Raw genomic sequence first — 18,153 nt, 5'->3', positions numbered from 1 at the left:
AAGTATAATTCCTACAGTGGACTAAAGCCGTATTTCTTAAAGATTTCTGCGGCTTGAGGTGTTTTCAGATAGTCATAAAAATCACGAACTGCTTTATTGTCCTGACCTTTTACAACTGCCATTGGATACTCAACAGGTTTGTGGCTATCAGCTGGGAATACGCCGACCACTTTCACTTTATCACTCGCAACTGCATCAGAACCGTATACGATACCTAATGGTGCTTCATCACGCTCAACCAGCGCCATACCGCTACGCACGTTATTAGTACGAGCCATATCTGGGCTTACTGTATCCCATGCACCTAAATATTCTAATGATTCTTTTGCATAGATACCAACAGGCACATGGTCCGGATCGCCAACAGCAAGTTTTCCACCATTAAGTAAGGATTTCCATTTGGTTTCCTTATTAATAACAACGTCATTTAATTTGCTATCTTTAGGGGCAATGAGTACTAAATCATTACCTAATAGTGTATGGCGTGAATCCGCAACCATTAAATCTTTATCGATTACGTAATCCATCCACTGCTGATCTGCTGAAATAAACAGATTTGCAGGTGCACCTTGCTCAATTTGACGAGCCAATGTTGAAGAAGATGCATAAGATGCAACCACTTCAGTTTTCTTTTCTTGCTTATATTGTGCCGAAATTTCATTAAGAGCATTGGTAAGAGAAGCGGCAGCAAATACCGTTACTTTTTCCGATGCGAAACTTTGACTCACTAAAGCAAAAGAGATAACCGCACCAGCAAGTAACTTACCTGATAATTTTTTCATGTTCTAATTCCACTTAAATTAAGGATAACCACGCTGTATATATCAAGATATAGCGTGAAATGAAAGGATTAGATGTTAGAAACTGGTTATATATCAATAAATATAACCATAAAAATAGGGGGTAAAAAACAAATAGAAAAAAGGTTATATACTCTAAATAATTCAAGGTACAGCTAGGCGACAAGTGAATGAGTCACTAGGAGCATACATAAGTATGTGACTAGTGCGAATGAGTGCAGTCAACAACGCTGTGGCTTGAAGTATGACGAGTATATATATTCTAAATAACTCAAGGTGCAGCTAGGCGACAAGTGAATGAGTCACTGGGAGCATACATAAGTATGTGACAGTGCGAATGAACACAGTCAACAACGCTGTGGCTTGAAGTATGACGAATATGGCGAGTAAAAAAATAGCCCTTTAAGATAAAGGGCTATTCTAAATCAGGAAGGGAAAATTATGATTTTTTGTCTGCTTTTGGCTGACTTGGTGAAATCAAGTTAAACACTTCACCTAAACCATAAATGATGCCCATAATAAGTACCATTACAACAGGTACCATCAAGAGAGCGAACCCTAAACTTTTCAATAATTCAAGCATGATAACCTCTTTATCATGGTATATTCGGAAAGCCAGAGTTGGCATTTCTTCACGAATAACGAATAATAACGCTATAGTTGTATATATTCTAGAGAATTATCGCTTTGTGTCGGCACAAAAAATGCGATAAACACACAAAAAAGAAGAAGCCTATCATTATGCAAGCAGAAATATTATTAACACTTAAACTTCAAGATAAGCTCTTTGCCGATCCTCGTCGTATTGCATTATTAAAACAGATCAAAGCGACAGGTTCTATTAGCCAAGGGGCAAAAATGGCAGGCATTAGTTATAAAAGTGCTTGGGATGCCATCAATGAAATGAATCAACTCGCAGACGAACTTCTTGTTGATAGAGCAACAGGGGGTAAAGGCGGTGGTGGTGCAACACTGACACATTATTGTGAGCGTTTACTTCAACTTTACGATCTGCTAGGTCAAATTCAGCAAAAAGCCTTTGATGTATTGAAAGACGACTCACTTCCTCTTGATAGCCTGTTAGCAGCTATTTCTCGCTTCTCATTACAAACCAGCGCAAGAAACCAATTTTTCGGTACCATTATTGAGCGTGATAACCTGCAAGTTCAACAACATGTTAATATTCAACTGTCTGATAAAAAAACCATCATTCATGCAGCCTTAACGGAAAAAAGTGCAGATCGCCTAGGGCTTAAAAAAGGTAAAGAAGTACTGATCTTAATTAAAGCGCCATGGGTCAATATTGAAAAAGGCTCATCTTTAACACAGCAATATGACAATGCCTTGTCAGGTATCTTAACTCAAATTGAGACGGGCAATGAAAACAGTGAATTAGTAGTGACATTAGAAGGTGGACAAGAAGTGTGTGCCACCTGTTCTAATCAGCATGTTAAAGAGCAAAAACTGCATATTAATGACAGCGTAACGGCTTTGTTTAATGCCGATCAGGTCATTATTGCCACACTGTGTTAATTATTAGCATGGTTGCTTTTTATTAAAAAATAAAACCATCACTTAGTTAGTGTTTTAGTAAAAATATTAAGTGATGGTTATATTTATATTTTAAAAATTGAATATGGAATAATTTTAGGCATTAATTAAATCTAATTTGGCACTATTCAAAATGGCCATAAAATTATCTAAATTAAATTTATGCTTCACATCTTCACTTAAACACCGACTATCATTAAAAAATTCAATTTCTATTTTATCGGCTCCACTATCTTTATTTAATTGACAAAGTATTTGTTTTTTATATGAAATTTCAATAGTAATATTCTCATATTTATTGTCACTTACAAAATCAATTTCAAAGTTAGAATCGATCATCTTTTTTCCTTTAATTTATGAATAACATTATAAAAAGCTCTAGATAACAGGCCCATCCCATCGTAATTGATGACGTAATTCATTAGGGACCAAATTAAATAACATTTTTATATACTTTATATTGCCATCATATAATATACTTATTTTTGAACTGCATTTTTCAGTATATGTTTTAGCTTGAAAGTTTAAAAATGAAATATCACTTTCATCAAAATTTTGATTAAGTATTTTTTTTGGTAAATTATGAATTAACTGTAATTCATAATAACAAGATTTATCTTTTGCTTTTGCTATCATTCCTCTGGACTGAATATTTCTTAATTGAGGTAAAATCCAATACATCATATCTATGTATATTTCATTTTTAGTCATTATTTTTTATCTCTTAAAAAAACATTATGAATATAATGTCAGTTAATTAAGCTTCACAACTAATACAACGCGTAAAAGCTTCTTTTATTGAGACGCCTAAAACCTCGTCACTACAATTGCTTTTTAATGTAAATTGCATTATTAGATATATTTTTCCAACTTAATGATTTAATCGTAATTAAAAATTTGTGGTTTTAAACTCCATATCAAAGCTAATATTTTGTAATCGTAATAAATCACCTGAAAAATTATCCATACGTAAATGGTTTTTCATTTATAAACTAAAGTGATTTAATCTATTTTTTGATAGCAACATTTTAATTTTTATCTTATCTTCAGGATGCTTTAACAAATACTTTTCACAAGATAATCTAATAAATTGATAACAAGTATCTTCGCTTACAATAACAATATCTTTATCTGTTAGAGGATATCCTACTCCAAATTTAACACCTAAAAAATGATCAGATACATCAGCACTATTCATATCTGGAAAAAAGCAATATATTCCATCAAGGGCAAAAGATTCTTTTTGAACAATATTAGAAACAGCATCTAAAAAACAACCTTCATTATATATAAGATCAAAATAACTTTTTATAGTCCAATTAGGCTCACTCTTTTCATAGGGTAATTCAAATAAATATTTCATCAATAATGCTCCTACTTAGGATGGAAGTTAGTAACCATCTTTGTTTCTTTATCTAAATATACTCTAAAAGTAATGCCTTCTGACATTGCATCATAGGATTGCAATTCTTTATCTAACGCATTCTTATATCCATTAGCCGCTGCTTTTTGACCTAATTCAAGTATTTTTTGGTCAGAAAAAATCTTGGGATCATAAATTGTTTTTTTAAAAGGTTGAGCGCCATTACCTTTATAATGAGTTATTTCTCCAGTTTGAGGATGCTTCGCAGGTATTTTATATTCATATATATTATCCCTCGCACATTTGTTGGGATCTCTTTTATAATTTTCAAATTTTTATCCTTTACAACATTGTAAAATACATTAGCATTATGACCACCTGAAATTCCTATTTTCTGGATAAATTTATCTACTGTAGCTAAATTTACTTTAATCTGTTCGCTCTTAATCGGTGCGACTTTTGCATAATAACCTAATTCTTCATCAAGAAGATCATTAGGTAAAACTTTATAGCCTTTTTTTAAATCCATTATATAAATTGAGCATCCAGAAAAGGTGACTAAAATATAGTAATTACCATTGTAATAAACACTTGCCTCTAGTTCACTTTTTTTAGATAAAAGCATTAATTATTCCTCTATAATAGTGATATTAACTTTTATATTTTCTGATGATGCATTTTTAATAAAATTATTTATTACATCCCATTGTTCTTTGGTTGTTCTTGCAGGAACACCTAATTCTAGATTTTTTTATTTAACATCAATTGATAAAATCTAAGCTCTTCTTTTTCTCTAGAATATTTATCTATTTAAGTATTTTTAAAATAAAAAAAATCACCTAACCATTATCTTTAGAATAATATTAAGCAACAGTTTTTTATTTAATTAATATTTTTATAAAAAATTAGTAGCTAAGTTATTTACTCTGAATACATGCGAGTGAAATAATCGCTAATTTTATTGTTATCGAGCAATCTATCTTTGGTAAAATCAAGACTATCAGAGACTACAATATATTTTCTTAGCTCTTCAGGAATATCCTCTATCGTTGCATAAATAGTTGGAACAATAAAACGAAAATAGTCACCCATTTTGGTTTTTCCTTCATATCCTACTGGATGGTTTTCATATAATTCATTAAGGGCTTCAAAAAGAAACATTCCAATCTTTTTAATTCAAAATCAAATTATTTAATTATTTTAGTATCCATTACCTAAAATTTACATATATATTACATTTCAATTTTACAGGATTCTCACTTTCGTTAAATTAAAATTTCTTAGTAGTACACCGACTAAATGCAAGACGAATACCCGAACCTATCTCATCAAATGAGCTATCTAACGATAAAATAACCTTATGGGATGCCCCAATTCCTTCCCACCCTTCAAGACTTGAATGGTAAGAAGGTGAAATTAATATTTTGTTATTAGAAAGATAAATAGAACAGTTTAGCATATTAGCTAAAAGTTGGCGTTTTGAGCGATAATCATATTTATACCGTAATAATTCTAACCATGAATTCCAGTTTTTTTTATATTTTCCTTTTTAAAGAGTTTATCATATTCCTCATCTTTAAGCTGAGTTCGACTATTTTCTAAAACTTTAATTAAACTTTCACCAAGCTTCTTATTTGAACACGTTAAAGAAAGTATAATTGATGAAAAATTCGGATCGATTGTCATTAGCCCATAGCCAGATTCAGTATTTAAGCAAAAAAATTTATCTGTCATTACTATCAAAGCACAATACTCATTATCGTTAATAAACGTCATCATTTTACCTGCGTTATTTTTATTTCAATATTCATACTTTTTCCATAAGCTACCGCACGGTTAATTTCAATCCATTGAGCCTTTGTTGTCGATTGTGGTACGGCAAGCCAAATTTCTCGTTTTGCTATCATTTCTGAATGTAAATTGACTCCTGACAATCTATGACCTTCAAATTTTGCAACATCATCTATATTACCTTTAATTGTATTATAAATTTGTTTTGGTCGATTAAGTTTACTCATCGTTTGAGTATCTAGGCTTTTTGCACTTATTGCTACTTTATCTCATCATCAGAATACCCCTTTATTTTATGGATATTGATAAGAATTTCTGGATAGATAGAATGTAAATCATTTATTAATTGATTATTTTTCATAAATAAACTCATATGATAAAAAATCACCTTACACATCATTAGAATAAGGTGATTTTATTTATAACCCATTTAAACTATATAATTTTACATCATTAGATTTCAATCAACTCACCAATAAAATCATATTTTAAAATATTATTTATATTCTTTCTTGTTGATTTATCTATTAAATACATTAGATAATCATTAAAATCCCAATGAGTATTTTTTATCACTTCTTCATTTTCATCATACTGATAAACTTTATTTGGATTATCTGAATAAGTTAATAAAAATAGATATTGCGTTTCTGACTCTATCGAAAAAAAGAAAGGTTTTTGATCTAATAAATCGTGTTTTTGTATGCCACAAAGCTCAGAACAACTACCTATTTGAAACTGCACATGATCTCTAACAGAGAAACTATTACGGTAAAATAACAACGAGGAATCACCAAAGAAACCACCACTGCAACGCCCCATACAACTTAGAAAATCATATAATTGCTCTGTTACATTAATACGATATAAACGTTCAATTTTTCTTATCTCATCATCAGAATACCCCTTTATTTTATGGATATTGATAAAAAGTTCTGGATAGATAGAATGTAAATGATTTATTAATTGATTATTACTCATAGATAAATTCATATAATAAAAAATCACCTTACACATAATTAGCATAAGGTGGTTTTATTTAGTATCCATTTAAACTCTACGACTAATACAACGCGTAAAAGCTTCTTTTATTGAGGCACCTAAATCCTCGTCACTACAATTGGTTTTTAATGTAATAATTGCACTATCGGGTATTCCCTCACCTACCCAATGATCCATACGTAAATGGTTTAGAGGACTAATAGTAATTTCATCATCTGTAAGCTCTAAGCTACATCTATTCATATTATTAAAAAGTGCTGTTTTATTTTTATAATCATACTCTTTGATTATTTTTTTTATCCAATCTTGATAAGTTTTTTTATCATTATACATTTGATGAAACTTATCTGAATTTCCTTTAATCTGTTCGCTCTTAATCAGTGCGACTTTTGCATAATAACCTAATTCTTCATCAAGAATATCATTAGGTAAAACTTTATAGCCTTTTTTTAGATCCATTATATAGATAGAGTGGCCAGAAAAAGTTAATAAAATATAATGAGCATCATTATAATAAACACTCGCTCTTAATTTATTATTTTTTAATTTAAACATATACTATTCCTCAATAATTGTAATATTAACTTTTATATTTTTTGATGATGCATTTTTGATAGAATCATTAATAGCATCCCATTGTTCTTTAGTGGTTTTTTCTGGAACTCCTAATTCTAATGTTTTTAACTTTACATCTTTTTTATAAATTTCTGTAGTTCCACGTCCATCACCATTATAACTATCTATTTTTGAAATATATGTATTTAATGTATTTTCTATTGATTTTGGATTTTTAATTCTTGAGGCTGTTTGGGTATTCAATGTCTTTACACTAATATATTCACCTGTATTACCATCATAATAGTCAAATGTTTTGGCGTTAAGATGTAATCGTGTCAGTCGTTTATTTGATAGACCAATGTAATTCTCAAATGTCATTCCTTGCTCTACTATTGTACCTTGGTACATCCATTGCATTGTGATTTTATTTCCTGATTTGTCAATAAAATAAATATCATTTATTGGTATAAACTGCGTTTTATTGGCATTAAAACTTATTGGACCATAAATTCTATTACCATTACGCCTAGTTATTGATGCACCTATTGCAATTACTGAAGTTAAGTTTTCAAGTGTTTTTTTATCCCATCCAGTAAATTTACTCGCATTTTCAATCCATTGATTTTTTGAAAATGTTTCACTATCTGTTAATTTATCGGCTTCAGTGTAAGTAAATAATTTGATTTTTTCATAACCACTAAATAAGGGATAATTTCCACCTATCCTAGTTTTCTCTTTTGTGATCCAATAATCTGAAAGTAATGAATCTTCCACATGTGTATATGGATATTTTTTCATTAAAGATTCATAATAATTTCTTTCAGATGAATCTAATGATTCTTGAGCAACGCAATAAACTTTTCGACAAGACGCAGCTAATAAGCGCTCTAATTTATTTTTATCTCCATTGGCTAATTTATTAATTGCTTTTGTTTCTTCTAAATGAAGTTGTCGATTATAACGTTCTACTAACTCTGCTGAATTAGCTGCACTAATAACGCCTTCCGCTTTACCTGTTGCTAGTAAACCAGCCAAAGCACCAACTAGACGGCTTCTCTGAGCTTGCTGTTCTCGCCACTGCTCTGTCTTAATTAGATTATCGTTGAGTGATATCGCCGCTATCTCTGCCGCCAAGGCGCCTGCTACTGCACCAGTAACACTGCCTCCTGCAATTTCTGCACTAATACCTGCAACGACACCATGACTTAACACCTTTCCCGCATGCCCTAATACGGCACCGTTATCACCAATTAGATTGGCACCTTCTGCATGGAATTGACTGCCAATATTGCTTAATAACGCGGTTTTAAAATTATCAATAAAACTACCGCCTTGAATTGCCGTACCCAGTGTTGAGCTAACAACTGAATGCGAGGCGACACGCTGTGCAACTTGATTCCATGTGGCATTATCAGTAAGCAATAACTTGCCTGTTGAGGGTAAAGTTCCTCCTTGGATTGCCTGATCCCAACCCATAAATTGGTCAAGACCTTGCAATGCCCCTGCAACCACCATACTTGTAACAATAGATTTAGCGGTATCACTACGGCCGAGTGATTCAAGTGTTTTTGAGATATTGCCTCGGTTTTCAGCTAAAGAGACAGTCGCTTGCGAAACTAAAGAAGCAAAACCTGCTTGTGCTGCAACCGATGCCGTTGAAGCCACGCTTGCTGAAGCCCCTGCCGCAATAGTAGCTTCACTTGCCATTCCACCAATGGTTGCCGCCGTGGCAGTACCGTAAGTTGCGACCCCTACCGCGATGGCAATAACGGCACCAACAACCGGATTTAATTGCTGAGTTTTATCATTCCAACTGGAATAAGTGTCTTTAACTAAATTCCAATTAATATTTTCTTGCTGTTGGAGAGCGTTAAGCCAAGCATATTCTGGTGTATTACTTAAAACAGTTAATGCTTGTTCTAGTGATTCTTTTTTCTTAGCCTTAATATCCGCAGATATGCCTTTTGGGGCATCAATTGTGAGCTTTCCGCCAATATAGAGTTCAGGTAACACCCATATTCCTTTGGTGTATCCCTGATCACGCTGAGTAATATAAATATCTTTTGAATGAGTAATAACTTGTTTAAATGCCGTATTTTTTACTGCTCTAAAATTAACTTTTCCTGTTTTACTGGTTAATTTTGCATTCTTAGCAGTTTCTAGTTTACTTGCTTCTAAGGTAATATCATCTTTAGCAAATAAATTAATATCGCCATTAGCAATAAATTCGGTAACTTTATTATTGGTATTATAAAATGTTTTTGTATATTTCTTTTTAGTAATACACAAAGTCCACCTATTACATTTTTTCTTTTCCTCTTCGTAATAACTCGACTCTTCCATTGCTTGCGCGTAAAGAAAACCACCTTTAGCGGCGATATCCATCTCTTTATTAGCAGTTAATCTTGATGCTTGAAATAAAATACTGCCTTCAGATAATAGAGTTAGATTATTACCACTATTAATTTCCGTACTTATTTGTTTGCGAAGATCTTCTAACTCAGAACCCGACTCTTTACGAAAATGTGTTTGCAGTGATCCCAATTGAATATTGCCACTACTTGAAATAGTGACATCACCCTCTGATTTAAGTGAACTTCCTTCTGTGATTAAAGTGCCTGATGACGCAATAGAAATACCTTTATTTCCCGTAATAGCAGATGTGGCATACTGAATATCTTGAGCATCTTCGTGAGGATCTGTAATAGCAGAATAAGCATTTGCACCCAGTTTTATATTTCTACCTGCTAATACAATGACTTTATCTTTTGAATTTAATACGGTTGAACTTAAGTCAATATCACGAGCGGCATTTAAAATAAGGTTATTGTCTGAAAATAACTTAGATTGTAATTGAGGATAATAAACATCACTAAAGAAAGGATCGGCTTCTTTTATTGATTTGGAGGCAAGGAAAATATCCTGTCCGGCATTGAAAGTTATGGCTTTATCACTATGATATTTTATTCCTTGACTGATAATATCTTTACCTGAAGTAAAAACGATATTGTTATTACTTTCCCAAACCCCCATGTTAATTAAAAAGCCCGGAATATATCCACTATCTCTAATAAAAGGTACTAAATTAAAAAGAAAAGATTCATCACGATTTATTTTAATATCTTCTAGTGCAGATAAATTTATTTCATTAGGTTTATTAATTATTACATTTGAAATGTAAATATTTTTTCCAGAATGAAAATCTATTTTTTTAGAAATATCAATATATGGTGATTTAATACCTTTTAGAGTATAAAAGGTAGTGGGATTAAATAAATGACTAATATCTCCCTTTTTAGTTGTAGTAGAAAAATATTTTGCAGCTACATCTATATTCTCAAAATTTATAGCATCAGTCGCTGTCAAACTTATATTTTCATCAGCTAACAACTCTGAATTAGTTATATTTATATTTTCATCAGCAATAATAGATAAGGAATCTTTCGCTGTTAAATTTAAAGAAATATTCACATTATTAGCATTTAATAATATATTTTTAGCTAATATAGTATTTTCAAAATCTGATAATCCTCTGAATTTTTTTATTTCTTTTTCTAAAAATGGAAGTTTACGTTCTAAATCTATACTATTTTTAAAATCTAAAACTAAATTGTTACCTGCTTTTATTACATAGTCGGAAACATCATTTACAGAAAATTCATAATGACTACCCGTTTTCACAAAAGGTACGAAATGACTTACCTTATTAAACTTAGCTTCATCAAGCTTATATTTAATTATATCATCACGATAATAAAATTTAACATTATCATGAGAGTACATGTCCCATTTATTAAAATATCCAGAACGATAATAATATGATTTCGCATTACTGCCTGTTGCAATTAAATTATTATTTGCAACAATTCTAGATTTGTTATTAATAAACTCATTAGATTGTATATATAAATTATTCCCTGAAGAAATAACACTTGGAACATATTGATCACTTTTTTCAAAAAATGTGCGTTCTACATTAACTCCTCCATTACTTTTTAAATCTAAAATATCAAACCATTTTTTATCAGAAAAATCTTTTAATTCAGGGAATAAAATAACTAAAAGAAAATCATCCGTAGGACTTCTGGAAGGCAAGAGGAGATGATTACCGATATTTATAGAGAGATTAGAATCAGGCTCTTGTTGTATCTCTTTAAATAAAGGAGTAATAGACTCATTGACCAACTTCTTTGTTCTAATAATCAAATCACCTTTTTCTGTTTTTATTGTGGCTGATTGATTTTCAATTAAACTACTAGGATCACCCTGCGCATTTTTTTGTATCCATAAATTATTTTTTGCCTGAATAAGTGCCTTTTCACCTTTATTAGTGAGTTTATCTGCAAATAAACGCATATCTTTTTCTGAGATAATTTCACTATGATTAGTTAATGTGTTAGATGCTAAAGTAATATCCCTTTTTGCTTTTAATTTTGCATTACTATTAATTTGTAGTTCTTTACTGCTAACATTAATATCTTGTTCAGATTGAATATTGCCATTAAAGGTAATTTTTCCATCAACCGTTAAATTCACACTATTTTTATTTGTTTGAATACCACTTAAATTAACGCCAACCCCTTTTTCTGTACTGACTAGCCTGATTTGGTTGGCATACATTCCACCCAGTGCTTTCGTATCAATAGAAATTGTTGGCTTTATGCCTTCTCCAATAAGGTTATTTACTGTTCCTTTTTCAAAATCAATACGGTTATTTCCTTGCATTAAAGAAAGGTTTTTAGCATTTATTTTCCCGTTTAACTCAATACTACGGCTAATAATGTCAGCATAATTCTGATCTTGAAAATCTATACCTTTCGTGCCAATAACAACATCACCTTTTTTCACTTCTATTGCCGAATAAGCACCTTGAGGATTAAAAAGAGGTTTTCCTGTTGTGAGCGTAATTGCTGGAGTATTAATAAATGAACATTCATCACAAGTAATGCCATTTGGATTGGCAATTAAAACATCTGCTTGTTGTCCTGCAATTTCTAATTTACCTAATAATTGTGAACGCCCATTTCCCACCACTTCATTAATAATTAAATTAGCTGCATTACCTTTTAAATTGGTATTGGCATTCACTTGGTTGGCTAATTGTGTATTAACAGCGGTTGTTGCATTATTCAGTACAACACCTTGTTTACCGACATTAAAGGAGTGAAATTGATTATGAGAAATACCAACATTATTAGGTGTTGTAATATTAATAATAGGAACGGTATTTTGCTGACTTATTTTTATTGTTTTATCTGATGGAGTTATCGCAGAACTCCAAGCAGGGTGTAATGGATAAATAGCGGTTAAATAAATAATGCTATAGCCAATTAAGCGCTGTTTTCGAGAGATATCCTTTTCGTGCATATAAACCTCCAAACTTTAAATAGCAAAAGAAACAGACCAAAATAAAGACCAGTGATCGGGCTTTAATGATGTGGGATAAAACATAGGTTTATTAATTAATATTTGAGAGGAAAAAATAGAGTGATAAAAAGAAGCACCTATTGCACTTCCAATTATTTCACTCTTCTTTGTTTCATATTTATCTGAATGAGCAACACCATAATCAAGCGCAAAAATAAAATTCCACTTTCCTAAAAAAAAATTTATTGGTGATATATTGATTTCATTACGCCAATAAAACCCGCTATTCGCATTCAATTTTGATTCTTTATATCCACGAACTGCTTTTATTCCATCAATTGCTAGTTTTTCTATACTATAAAGATTATCTTGCGTATATTGTCCATAAAATGACGTAATATAGGAAAGTTTATTAAATAATAAATGTTGATAGCTTAAATTTATGCTTAGCTTTCGATAATGACTACGAGGTGAATTATCAGCAATATAATCAGGTGATGCCCCCAAAAAAGAAAGTCCCACTTCTATCATTGGATTAATCGTTAAATATCCTCTATCGAAATGTAAACTATATTGTGGGCTGAATAATAAAGAAGTTAATGTGGGGCTACTTATTAATAATTTTTGTTGAGCTAATTGTGTTTTTGCTTTTTTATGTTTTAATGTCCCCTTTAGGGTTATTCGTTGTTTATTATTACGATAGACTAAACGGCTAATATCAAATTGTTGATTTCTATTTTTGTTTTTATAACTATACTGAGCATTCTGACTTTGAAAAGGATAAGAGGATTGACTATGGAATAATTGATATTGATAAAACCAATAACCATAAGGAATATTCACACTTGCAGAATAAGAGCGAGAATAGTGAGCACGAGAAAAATCTATATTTGAACTTAGTGAAAAACCCCATTGTTCACCCAATCCAAATAATGAATCTATGGTTGTAGTATTCGCTAATAGAATTTCACCTGTTATTTTATCACCTGAATTATCAACGATTAATTGATTTTTAAAAGGCGTTTTTTTATTGTTTTGAACAATAAAAATAGAAGAATATCCCACACTATCGCTTGGTTTTATATCTAATGTATATTGTGATGTTGTTAATCGATTAAGTTGTTCTAACCCATGTTCTAACTCTCGTAGATTTAAAATCGCTCCTTTAAATGAAGGAAAAATAATATCGACCAATCTAGAAGAAACACCATTGATAGAAATATCTTTTATTCTGCCTTCAATAATCTTTATTACTAATTTATGATTGGAAATCTCTTGCTCTTCAATTATTGCTTGCGATGTGACATAACCTTTTTTAATATAATTATGAGTAATTAATTCAGCTATCTTTTTTATCTTATTTGATGTTAAACATTGTTGTAGATATGGTGAAATTATTTTAGATTTACTTCTATAATCTAATAAATTGCTTCCTATCAGATCAATTTTATTAATAAGAAAGCAATTGTTATTTACACTTTCATTATTCAAAGAAAAACTATTTTTACTAAAGAGTAAAAGTACAAAGCAGAATAGGTGAATTTTTTTAAATTTATGCATATATAAATCATCCTTAAAAAGATGTTTATATATTTACATAGGAAACGCATTTTAAAGGTTATCATTAAATAGTAGGTGTATAATACTTGTGGAAAACGTTCTTTCAGCAAATATTGACAAGTTTCTATTAACCCTATATTGCTAGATACTTAACTTGCACTTAGCTTACATTAAAAAAACAAGGCTAATAATAATGAAACACTTGCAACTCAACAAAACACAATTTCGCTTAAGCGATAAACTCTGTTTACAAATTGACAATTTAGTCATAAACGAAGGTGACAGTTGGGCATTTGTAGGCAGTAATGGAAGTGGCAAAACTGCCTTAGCAAATGCATTATGCCAAGAAGGTATTTTGCTCTCTGGTGAGTTTATCAATACATTTTCTCGTCCAATTAGCCTCTCTTTTGAAAAACTACAAAAAATGATTGAAGAAGAGTGGCGTCGTAATAACACAGATTTATTAAGTGAAGGTGAAGAAGACACTGGCTTAACCGTAGCTCAAGTTATTCAAATGCAGGTAAAAGATGATGACAGATGCTTTTTATTAGCAAAACAATTTGGTATTGAATACTTGCTATCAAGACGATTTAAATATCTTTCTACTGGTGAGTCTCGGAAAGTATTACTTATTCAGCTTTTAATGAACAAACCAGATTTGATTATTTTAGATGAGCCTTTTGATGGCTTAGATGTTGATTCTCGCCGCGCTTTAAATGAGTTACTAACTCTATTACATCAACAAAATCTTACTATCATACTGATTTTAAATCGTTTTAATGATATTCCTGACTTTATTCAGTATGCAGGTCTACTAATTAATTGCGAATTAGTCGCCAACGGTGAGAAAGAACAGGTGTTATCTGACTCTGTAATAGGGCAATTATCTCACAGTGAAACGCTGGAAAATCTCACATTACCTGAGCAAGATCTACCAGATGCTATTCCTCAATTATCACCGACACTTTCCCCTATCGTGCTAAAAAATGGCGTAGTGAGCTATAACGACAAACCTGTTCTTCACCATTTAAGCTGGGAGGTAAAACCTCAGCAACATTGGTAGATTTTAGGCCCTAATGGTGCAGGGAAATCGACGTTATTAAGTTTGATTACAGGTGATCACCCTCAAGGTTACAGCAATGACTTAACACTATTTGGCCGCAAAAGAGGCAGTGGTGAAACAATATGGGAGATTAAACGCCATATTGGTTATGTCAGTAATGCCTTGCATCAGAGTTATCGAGTTTCTTCAACAGTAAAGAATGTCATTATTTCAGGTTTTCATGACTCTATTGGCATTTATCAAGCGATTACAGATAAGCAGCTTAAACTTGCTGATGAATGGTTAGCGTTAATTGGTTTAACAAACTATGCCAATAGTCCATTTCATGCTTTATCATGGGGGCAGCAACGTTTAGTGTTAATTGTTAGAGCATTAGTTAAGCACCCTACTTTGCTCATTCTTGATGAACCACTGCAAGGATTAGATACAACGAATCGGCTCTTAATCCAACGTTTTATAGATATCATGATAAGCCACAGCAATACGCAACTTTTATTTGTGAGCCACCATCAAGAAGACGCGCCATCGTGTATTACTCATCGATTGACATTTATTAAAGAAGGCGAAATTTATCGTTACCAACAAGAAATTTGTTAAATGTTGATTTTTACTGTCATAATCAGGGCAATGATTTTAGAAATTAACGGTAAACTTAGCTTTACTTTTTTATTTAAATTGACGCTTTTTTGCTTATTATTCGAACAATAATAAATAAAAAATGTGTCATTTTTACGGACGTTATTTTCGTCTATTTTTTATACAAAACGGATATTTTGTTTTTTTACGCCGATCCCGCTAGATTAACAGCTTGAACGATTAAGCAAAAGGTGTGACAACTGTGCAATAATTCATCGAACAAACGACATTTTTGACTTAATCCCTCTTGTTTTGTCACTTATGTTTGGCGTTCTTGTCGATGATCCATATAATGATTGAAGTGCTGATTTTAAACTTATATTAAGAAAGTAATTATAGGAGTCTAAACTATGGCAGTAACTAAGCTTGTGCTAGTTCGACACGGTGAAAGTGTATGGAACAAAGAAAACCGTTTTACAGGCTGGACTGACGTTGAGCTGTCCGAAAAAGGCCGTAATGAAGCGCAAGAAGCAGGTAAACTGCTAAAAGCTGAAGGTTTTGCTTTTGACTATGCATATACTTCTGTTTTGAAACGCGCAATTCACACCTTGTGGAACATTCTTGATCAAGTTGATCAACAATGGCTGCCAGTTGAAAAAAGCTGGAAATTAAACGAACGTCATTATGGCGCTCTGCAAGGTTTAAACAAAGCTGAAACCGCTGAAAAATACGGTGATGAGCAAGTTAAACAATGGCGTCGTGGTTTTGCTATCACTCCACCAGAATTAACTAAAGACGATGAACGTTTCCCAGGTAAAGATCCTCGTTATGCATCTTTAACTGAAGCAGAACTGCCATTAACAGAAAGCCTAGCATTAACTATCGACCGTGTAACACCATACTGGGAAGAAGTGATCAAACCACGTGTTGCTTCTGGTGAGAAAGTTATCATCGCCGCTCACGGTAACTCACTGCGTGCTCTGGTTAAATACCTAGACAACATGAGCGAAGATGAAATTCTTGAGCTGAATATCCCAACCGCTGTACCTTTAGTTTACGAATTTGATGAAAATATGAAACCAATCAAACGTTACTACTTAGGTAATGCTGACGAAATCGCAGCAAAAGCAGCCGCTGTTGCTAACCAAGGTAAAGCAAAATAATTTTACTTTTATTTTGAGTTAGATAAAAAAATGCCACTTCAAAGTGGCATTTTTATACTCTAAATTTAATTATTACGCTTTATTTCGACGCGCCGCAACTGCATATGCTAGTTGGCGTAACAGTATTTCGGTATCATCCCAACCAATGCAGGCATCGGTAATGCTCTTGCCGTAAACCAAAGGCTCGCCGCTTTCTAATGACTGGCTACCTTCCACTAAATGGCTTTCAATCATAACGCCAATTAATGCTTTTTCACCCGCACTAATTTGTTGGCAAATGTCAGCACCAACTTCCATTTGTTTCTCAAATTTCTTGCAACTATTGGCGTGACTGAAATCAACCATCACATTTTGTGGTAAACCGGCTTTTTTAAGCCCTTCTTTCACCGCTGCAACATGTTCAGCGCTGTAATTTGGCTCTTTACCACCACGTAAAATAATGTGGCAATCACCATTACCTGCTGTACGCACAATAGCTGAATGACCCCACTTAGTCACTGAAAGAAAACAGTGTGGTGATCCCGCCGCATTGATTGCATCAATAGCAACTTTAATGGTGCCATCTGTACCATTTTTAAAACCAACAGGACAAGATAAACCAGATGAAAGCTCACGGTGAACTTGTGATTCTGTGGTTCGAGCGCCAATAGCCCCCCAACTCATTAAATCAGCAACGTATTGAGGTGTTATCATATCTAAGAACTCGCCAGCAGTTGGTAAGCCACTATCATTAATCGTTAATAAAAGATTACGAGCAATGCGTAAACCTTCATTAATATCAAAAGTATGATCCATATGAGGATCGTTAATTAAGCCTTTCCAACCGACTGTTGTACGTGGTTTTTCAAAATAAACACGCATTACAATTTCAAGTTTATCTTTCAGCTCTTCTCTAATAAGACTTAAACGTTGTGCATACTCCAGTGCAGCTTTCGGATCATGAATAGAACAAGGTCCAATTACCACTAATAGACGATCATCTTTTCCTGCTAGGATTTGATGAATAGCTTCACGGGCATGACGAACTGTAAAAGCCGCATTATCAGTTGCTGGAAACTTTTCCAATAAAGCCACTGGCGGTAAGAGTTCATTAATTTGTGTTATTTTAAGGTCATCATTTTGATAATTCATTCCCGTGTATCCACTCTTTTATGTTATCTAGTCAATGTTATTATTGCTTTCCCAATCTAACCATTCATTTTCTATCTGTAAACACCCTTTCACCTTAAAGCATCTATAGTTATTTTTCTAAAAAATCGTCAAAAATGGAAATAGCGCATTTAAGCGAAATAATGATTCAAAATTGCGTTAAGGATAAGAATAAAAACAATGAATAGTAAAGCTGGCGAGAAAGATAAC

General features: G+C 32.3%; 16 protein-coding genes and 3 pseudogenes. 3 read left to right on the top strand and 16 right to left on the bottom strand.

Translation table 11 applies throughout. The features are described from left to right. Positions 1-11: 11 nt before the first annotated feature. Positions 12-782, bottom strand: a complete 771-nt coding sequence (gene modA / locus CUB63_RS03680) for a molybdate ABC transporter substrate-binding protein (protein WP_072062901.1) — start codon at positions 780-782, stop codon at positions 12-14. A 457-nt stretch (positions 783-1,239) separates the two neighbouring features. Continuing rightward, a complete protein-coding gene (locus tag CUB63_RS03675; protein WP_071788544.1) occupies positions 1,240-1,383 on the bottom strand; it encodes an AcrZ family multidrug efflux pump-associated protein in 144 nt (47 codons plus the stop codon). A gap of 158 nt (positions 1,384-1,541) precedes the next feature. Between CUB63_RS03675 and modE the strand changes: the two genes are divergently transcribed. Further along, the gene (modE, locus tag CUB63_RS03670) at positions 1,542-2,333 is read left to right on the top strand and encodes a molybdenum-dependent transcriptional regulator (protein WP_109847479.1); all 792 of its coding nucleotides are present in this window, start codon (positions 1,542-1,544) and stop codon (positions 2,331-2,333) included. A gap of 114 nt (positions 2,334-2,447) precedes the next feature. Here modE and CUB63_RS03665 read toward each other — a convergent pair whose 3' ends face one another. The 13 genes and pseudogenes from CUB63_RS03665 to CUB63_RS03605 form a co-directional block, all read right to left on the bottom strand. Next, the gene (locus CUB63_RS03665) at positions 2,448-2,690 is read right to left on the bottom strand and encodes a hypothetical protein (protein ID WP_109847478.1); all 243 of its coding nucleotides are present in this window, start codon (positions 2,688-2,690) and stop codon (positions 2,448-2,450) included. 39 nt (positions 2,691-2,729) lie between these two features. Then, entirely contained in the window at positions 2,730-3,062 is a 333-nt protein-coding gene (locus tag CUB63_RS03660; RefSeq protein ID WP_109847477.1) for a zinc ABC transporter substrate-binding protein, read from the bottom strand. A 274-nt stretch (positions 3,063-3,336) separates the two neighbouring features. Next, positions 3,337-3,714 (bottom strand): ribonuclease toxin immunity protein CdiI, encoded by a 378-nt coding sequence (gene cdiI, locus CUB63_RS03655; RefSeq protein WP_006537614.1) that lies wholly within the window; start codon positions 3,712-3,714, stop codon positions 3,337-3,339. An 11-nt stretch (positions 3,715-3,725) separates the two neighbouring features. Beyond that, on the bottom strand, positions 3,726-3,956 hold the full coding sequence (locus CUB63_RS17945) for a CdiA family toxin C-terminal domain-containing protein (protein WP_368868874.1): 231 nt from the start codon (positions 3,954-3,956) through the stop codon (positions 3,726-3,728). After that, positions 3,953-4,339, bottom strand: coding sequence for a contact-dependent growth inhibition system immunity protein (locus CUB63_RS03645; protein WP_109847475.1), 387 nt, complete (start codon positions 4,337-4,339; stop codon positions 3,953-3,955). The genes CUB63_RS17945 and CUB63_RS03645 overlap by 4 nt, the downstream gene beginning before the upstream one ends. A 3-nt stretch (positions 4,340-4,342) precedes the next feature. Further along, positions 4,343-4,453 (bottom strand): annotated as a pseudogene (locus CUB63_RS17940) (endonuclease toxin domain-containing protein); the annotation flags it as partial. Positions 4,454-4,635: 182 nt separating this feature from the next. Then, positions 4,636-4,806: a hypothetical protein gene (locus tag CUB63_RS03640; RefSeq protein ID WP_157955970.1), complete on the bottom strand. Its 171-nt coding sequence runs from the start codon at positions 4,804-4,806 to the stop codon at positions 4,636-4,638. A gap of 178 nt (positions 4,807-4,984) precedes the next feature. Further along, a pseudogene (locus CUB63_RS17935) lies at positions 4,985-5,448 on the bottom strand (contact-dependent growth inhibition system immunity protein). A gap of 41 nt (positions 5,449-5,489) precedes the next feature. Continuing rightward, positions 5,490-5,762, bottom strand: a complete 273-nt coding sequence (locus CUB63_RS03625) for an endonuclease toxin domain-containing protein (protein ID WP_322975547.1) — start codon at positions 5,760-5,762, stop codon at positions 5,490-5,492. Between the two features lie 196 nt (positions 5,763-5,958). After that, positions 5,959-6,486: an SMI1/KNR4 family protein gene (locus tag CUB63_RS03620; protein ID WP_109847572.1), complete on the bottom strand. Its 528-nt coding sequence runs from the start codon at positions 6,484-6,486 to the stop codon at positions 5,959-5,961. Between the two features lie 69 nt (positions 6,487-6,555). Next, entirely contained in the window at positions 6,556-7,062 is a 507-nt protein-coding gene (locus tag CUB63_RS03615) for a contact-dependent growth inhibition system immunity protein (protein ID WP_109847471.1), read from the bottom strand. Positions 7,063-7,065: 3 nt separating this feature from the next. Next, a complete protein-coding gene (locus tag CUB63_RS03610; RefSeq protein WP_109847470.1) occupies positions 7,066-12,432 on the bottom strand; it encodes a DUF637 domain-containing protein in 5,367 nt (1,788 codons plus the stop codon). A 15-nt stretch (positions 12,433-12,447) separates the two neighbouring features. Next, on the bottom strand, positions 12,448-13,992 hold the full coding sequence (locus CUB63_RS03605) for a ShlB/FhaC/HecB family hemolysin secretion/activation protein (protein WP_109847469.1): 1,545 nt from the start codon (positions 13,990-13,992) through the stop codon (positions 12,448-12,450). A gap of 193 nt (positions 13,993-14,185) precedes the next feature. On the opposite strand from CUB63_RS03605, the pseudogene modF reads away from it, so the two are divergent. Continuing rightward, a pseudogene (gene modF, locus CUB63_RS03600) lies at positions 14,186-15,652 on the top strand (molybdate ABC transporter ATP-binding protein ModF). A 389-nt stretch (positions 15,653-16,041) separates the two neighbouring features. Continuing rightward, positions 16,042-16,794: a 2,3-diphosphoglycerate-dependent phosphoglycerate mutase gene (gpmA, locus tag CUB63_RS03595; protein ID WP_072062906.1), complete on the top strand. Its 753-nt coding sequence runs from the start codon at positions 16,042-16,044 to the stop codon at positions 16,792-16,794. A gap of 72 nt (positions 16,795-16,866) precedes the next feature. Here the strand turns inward: gpmA and aroG are convergent, their stop codons facing one another. After that, the gene (gene aroG, locus CUB63_RS03590) at positions 16,867-17,925 is read right to left on the bottom strand and encodes a 3-deoxy-7-phosphoheptulonate synthase AroG (RefSeq protein WP_109400688.1); all 1,059 of its coding nucleotides are present in this window, start codon (positions 17,923-17,925) and stop codon (positions 16,867-16,869) included. Between the last annotated feature and the right edge of the window lie 228 nt (positions 17,926-18,153).

It is taken from the genome of Proteus penneri (genome assembly GCF_003144535.1).
Classification (GTDB): Bacteria; Pseudomonadota; Gammaproteobacteria; order Enterobacterales; family Enterobacteriaceae; genus Proteus; species Proteus penneri.
Note: the sequence above shows the minus strand (reverse complement) of the source record. Positions and strands in the feature narration are given on the sequence as shown.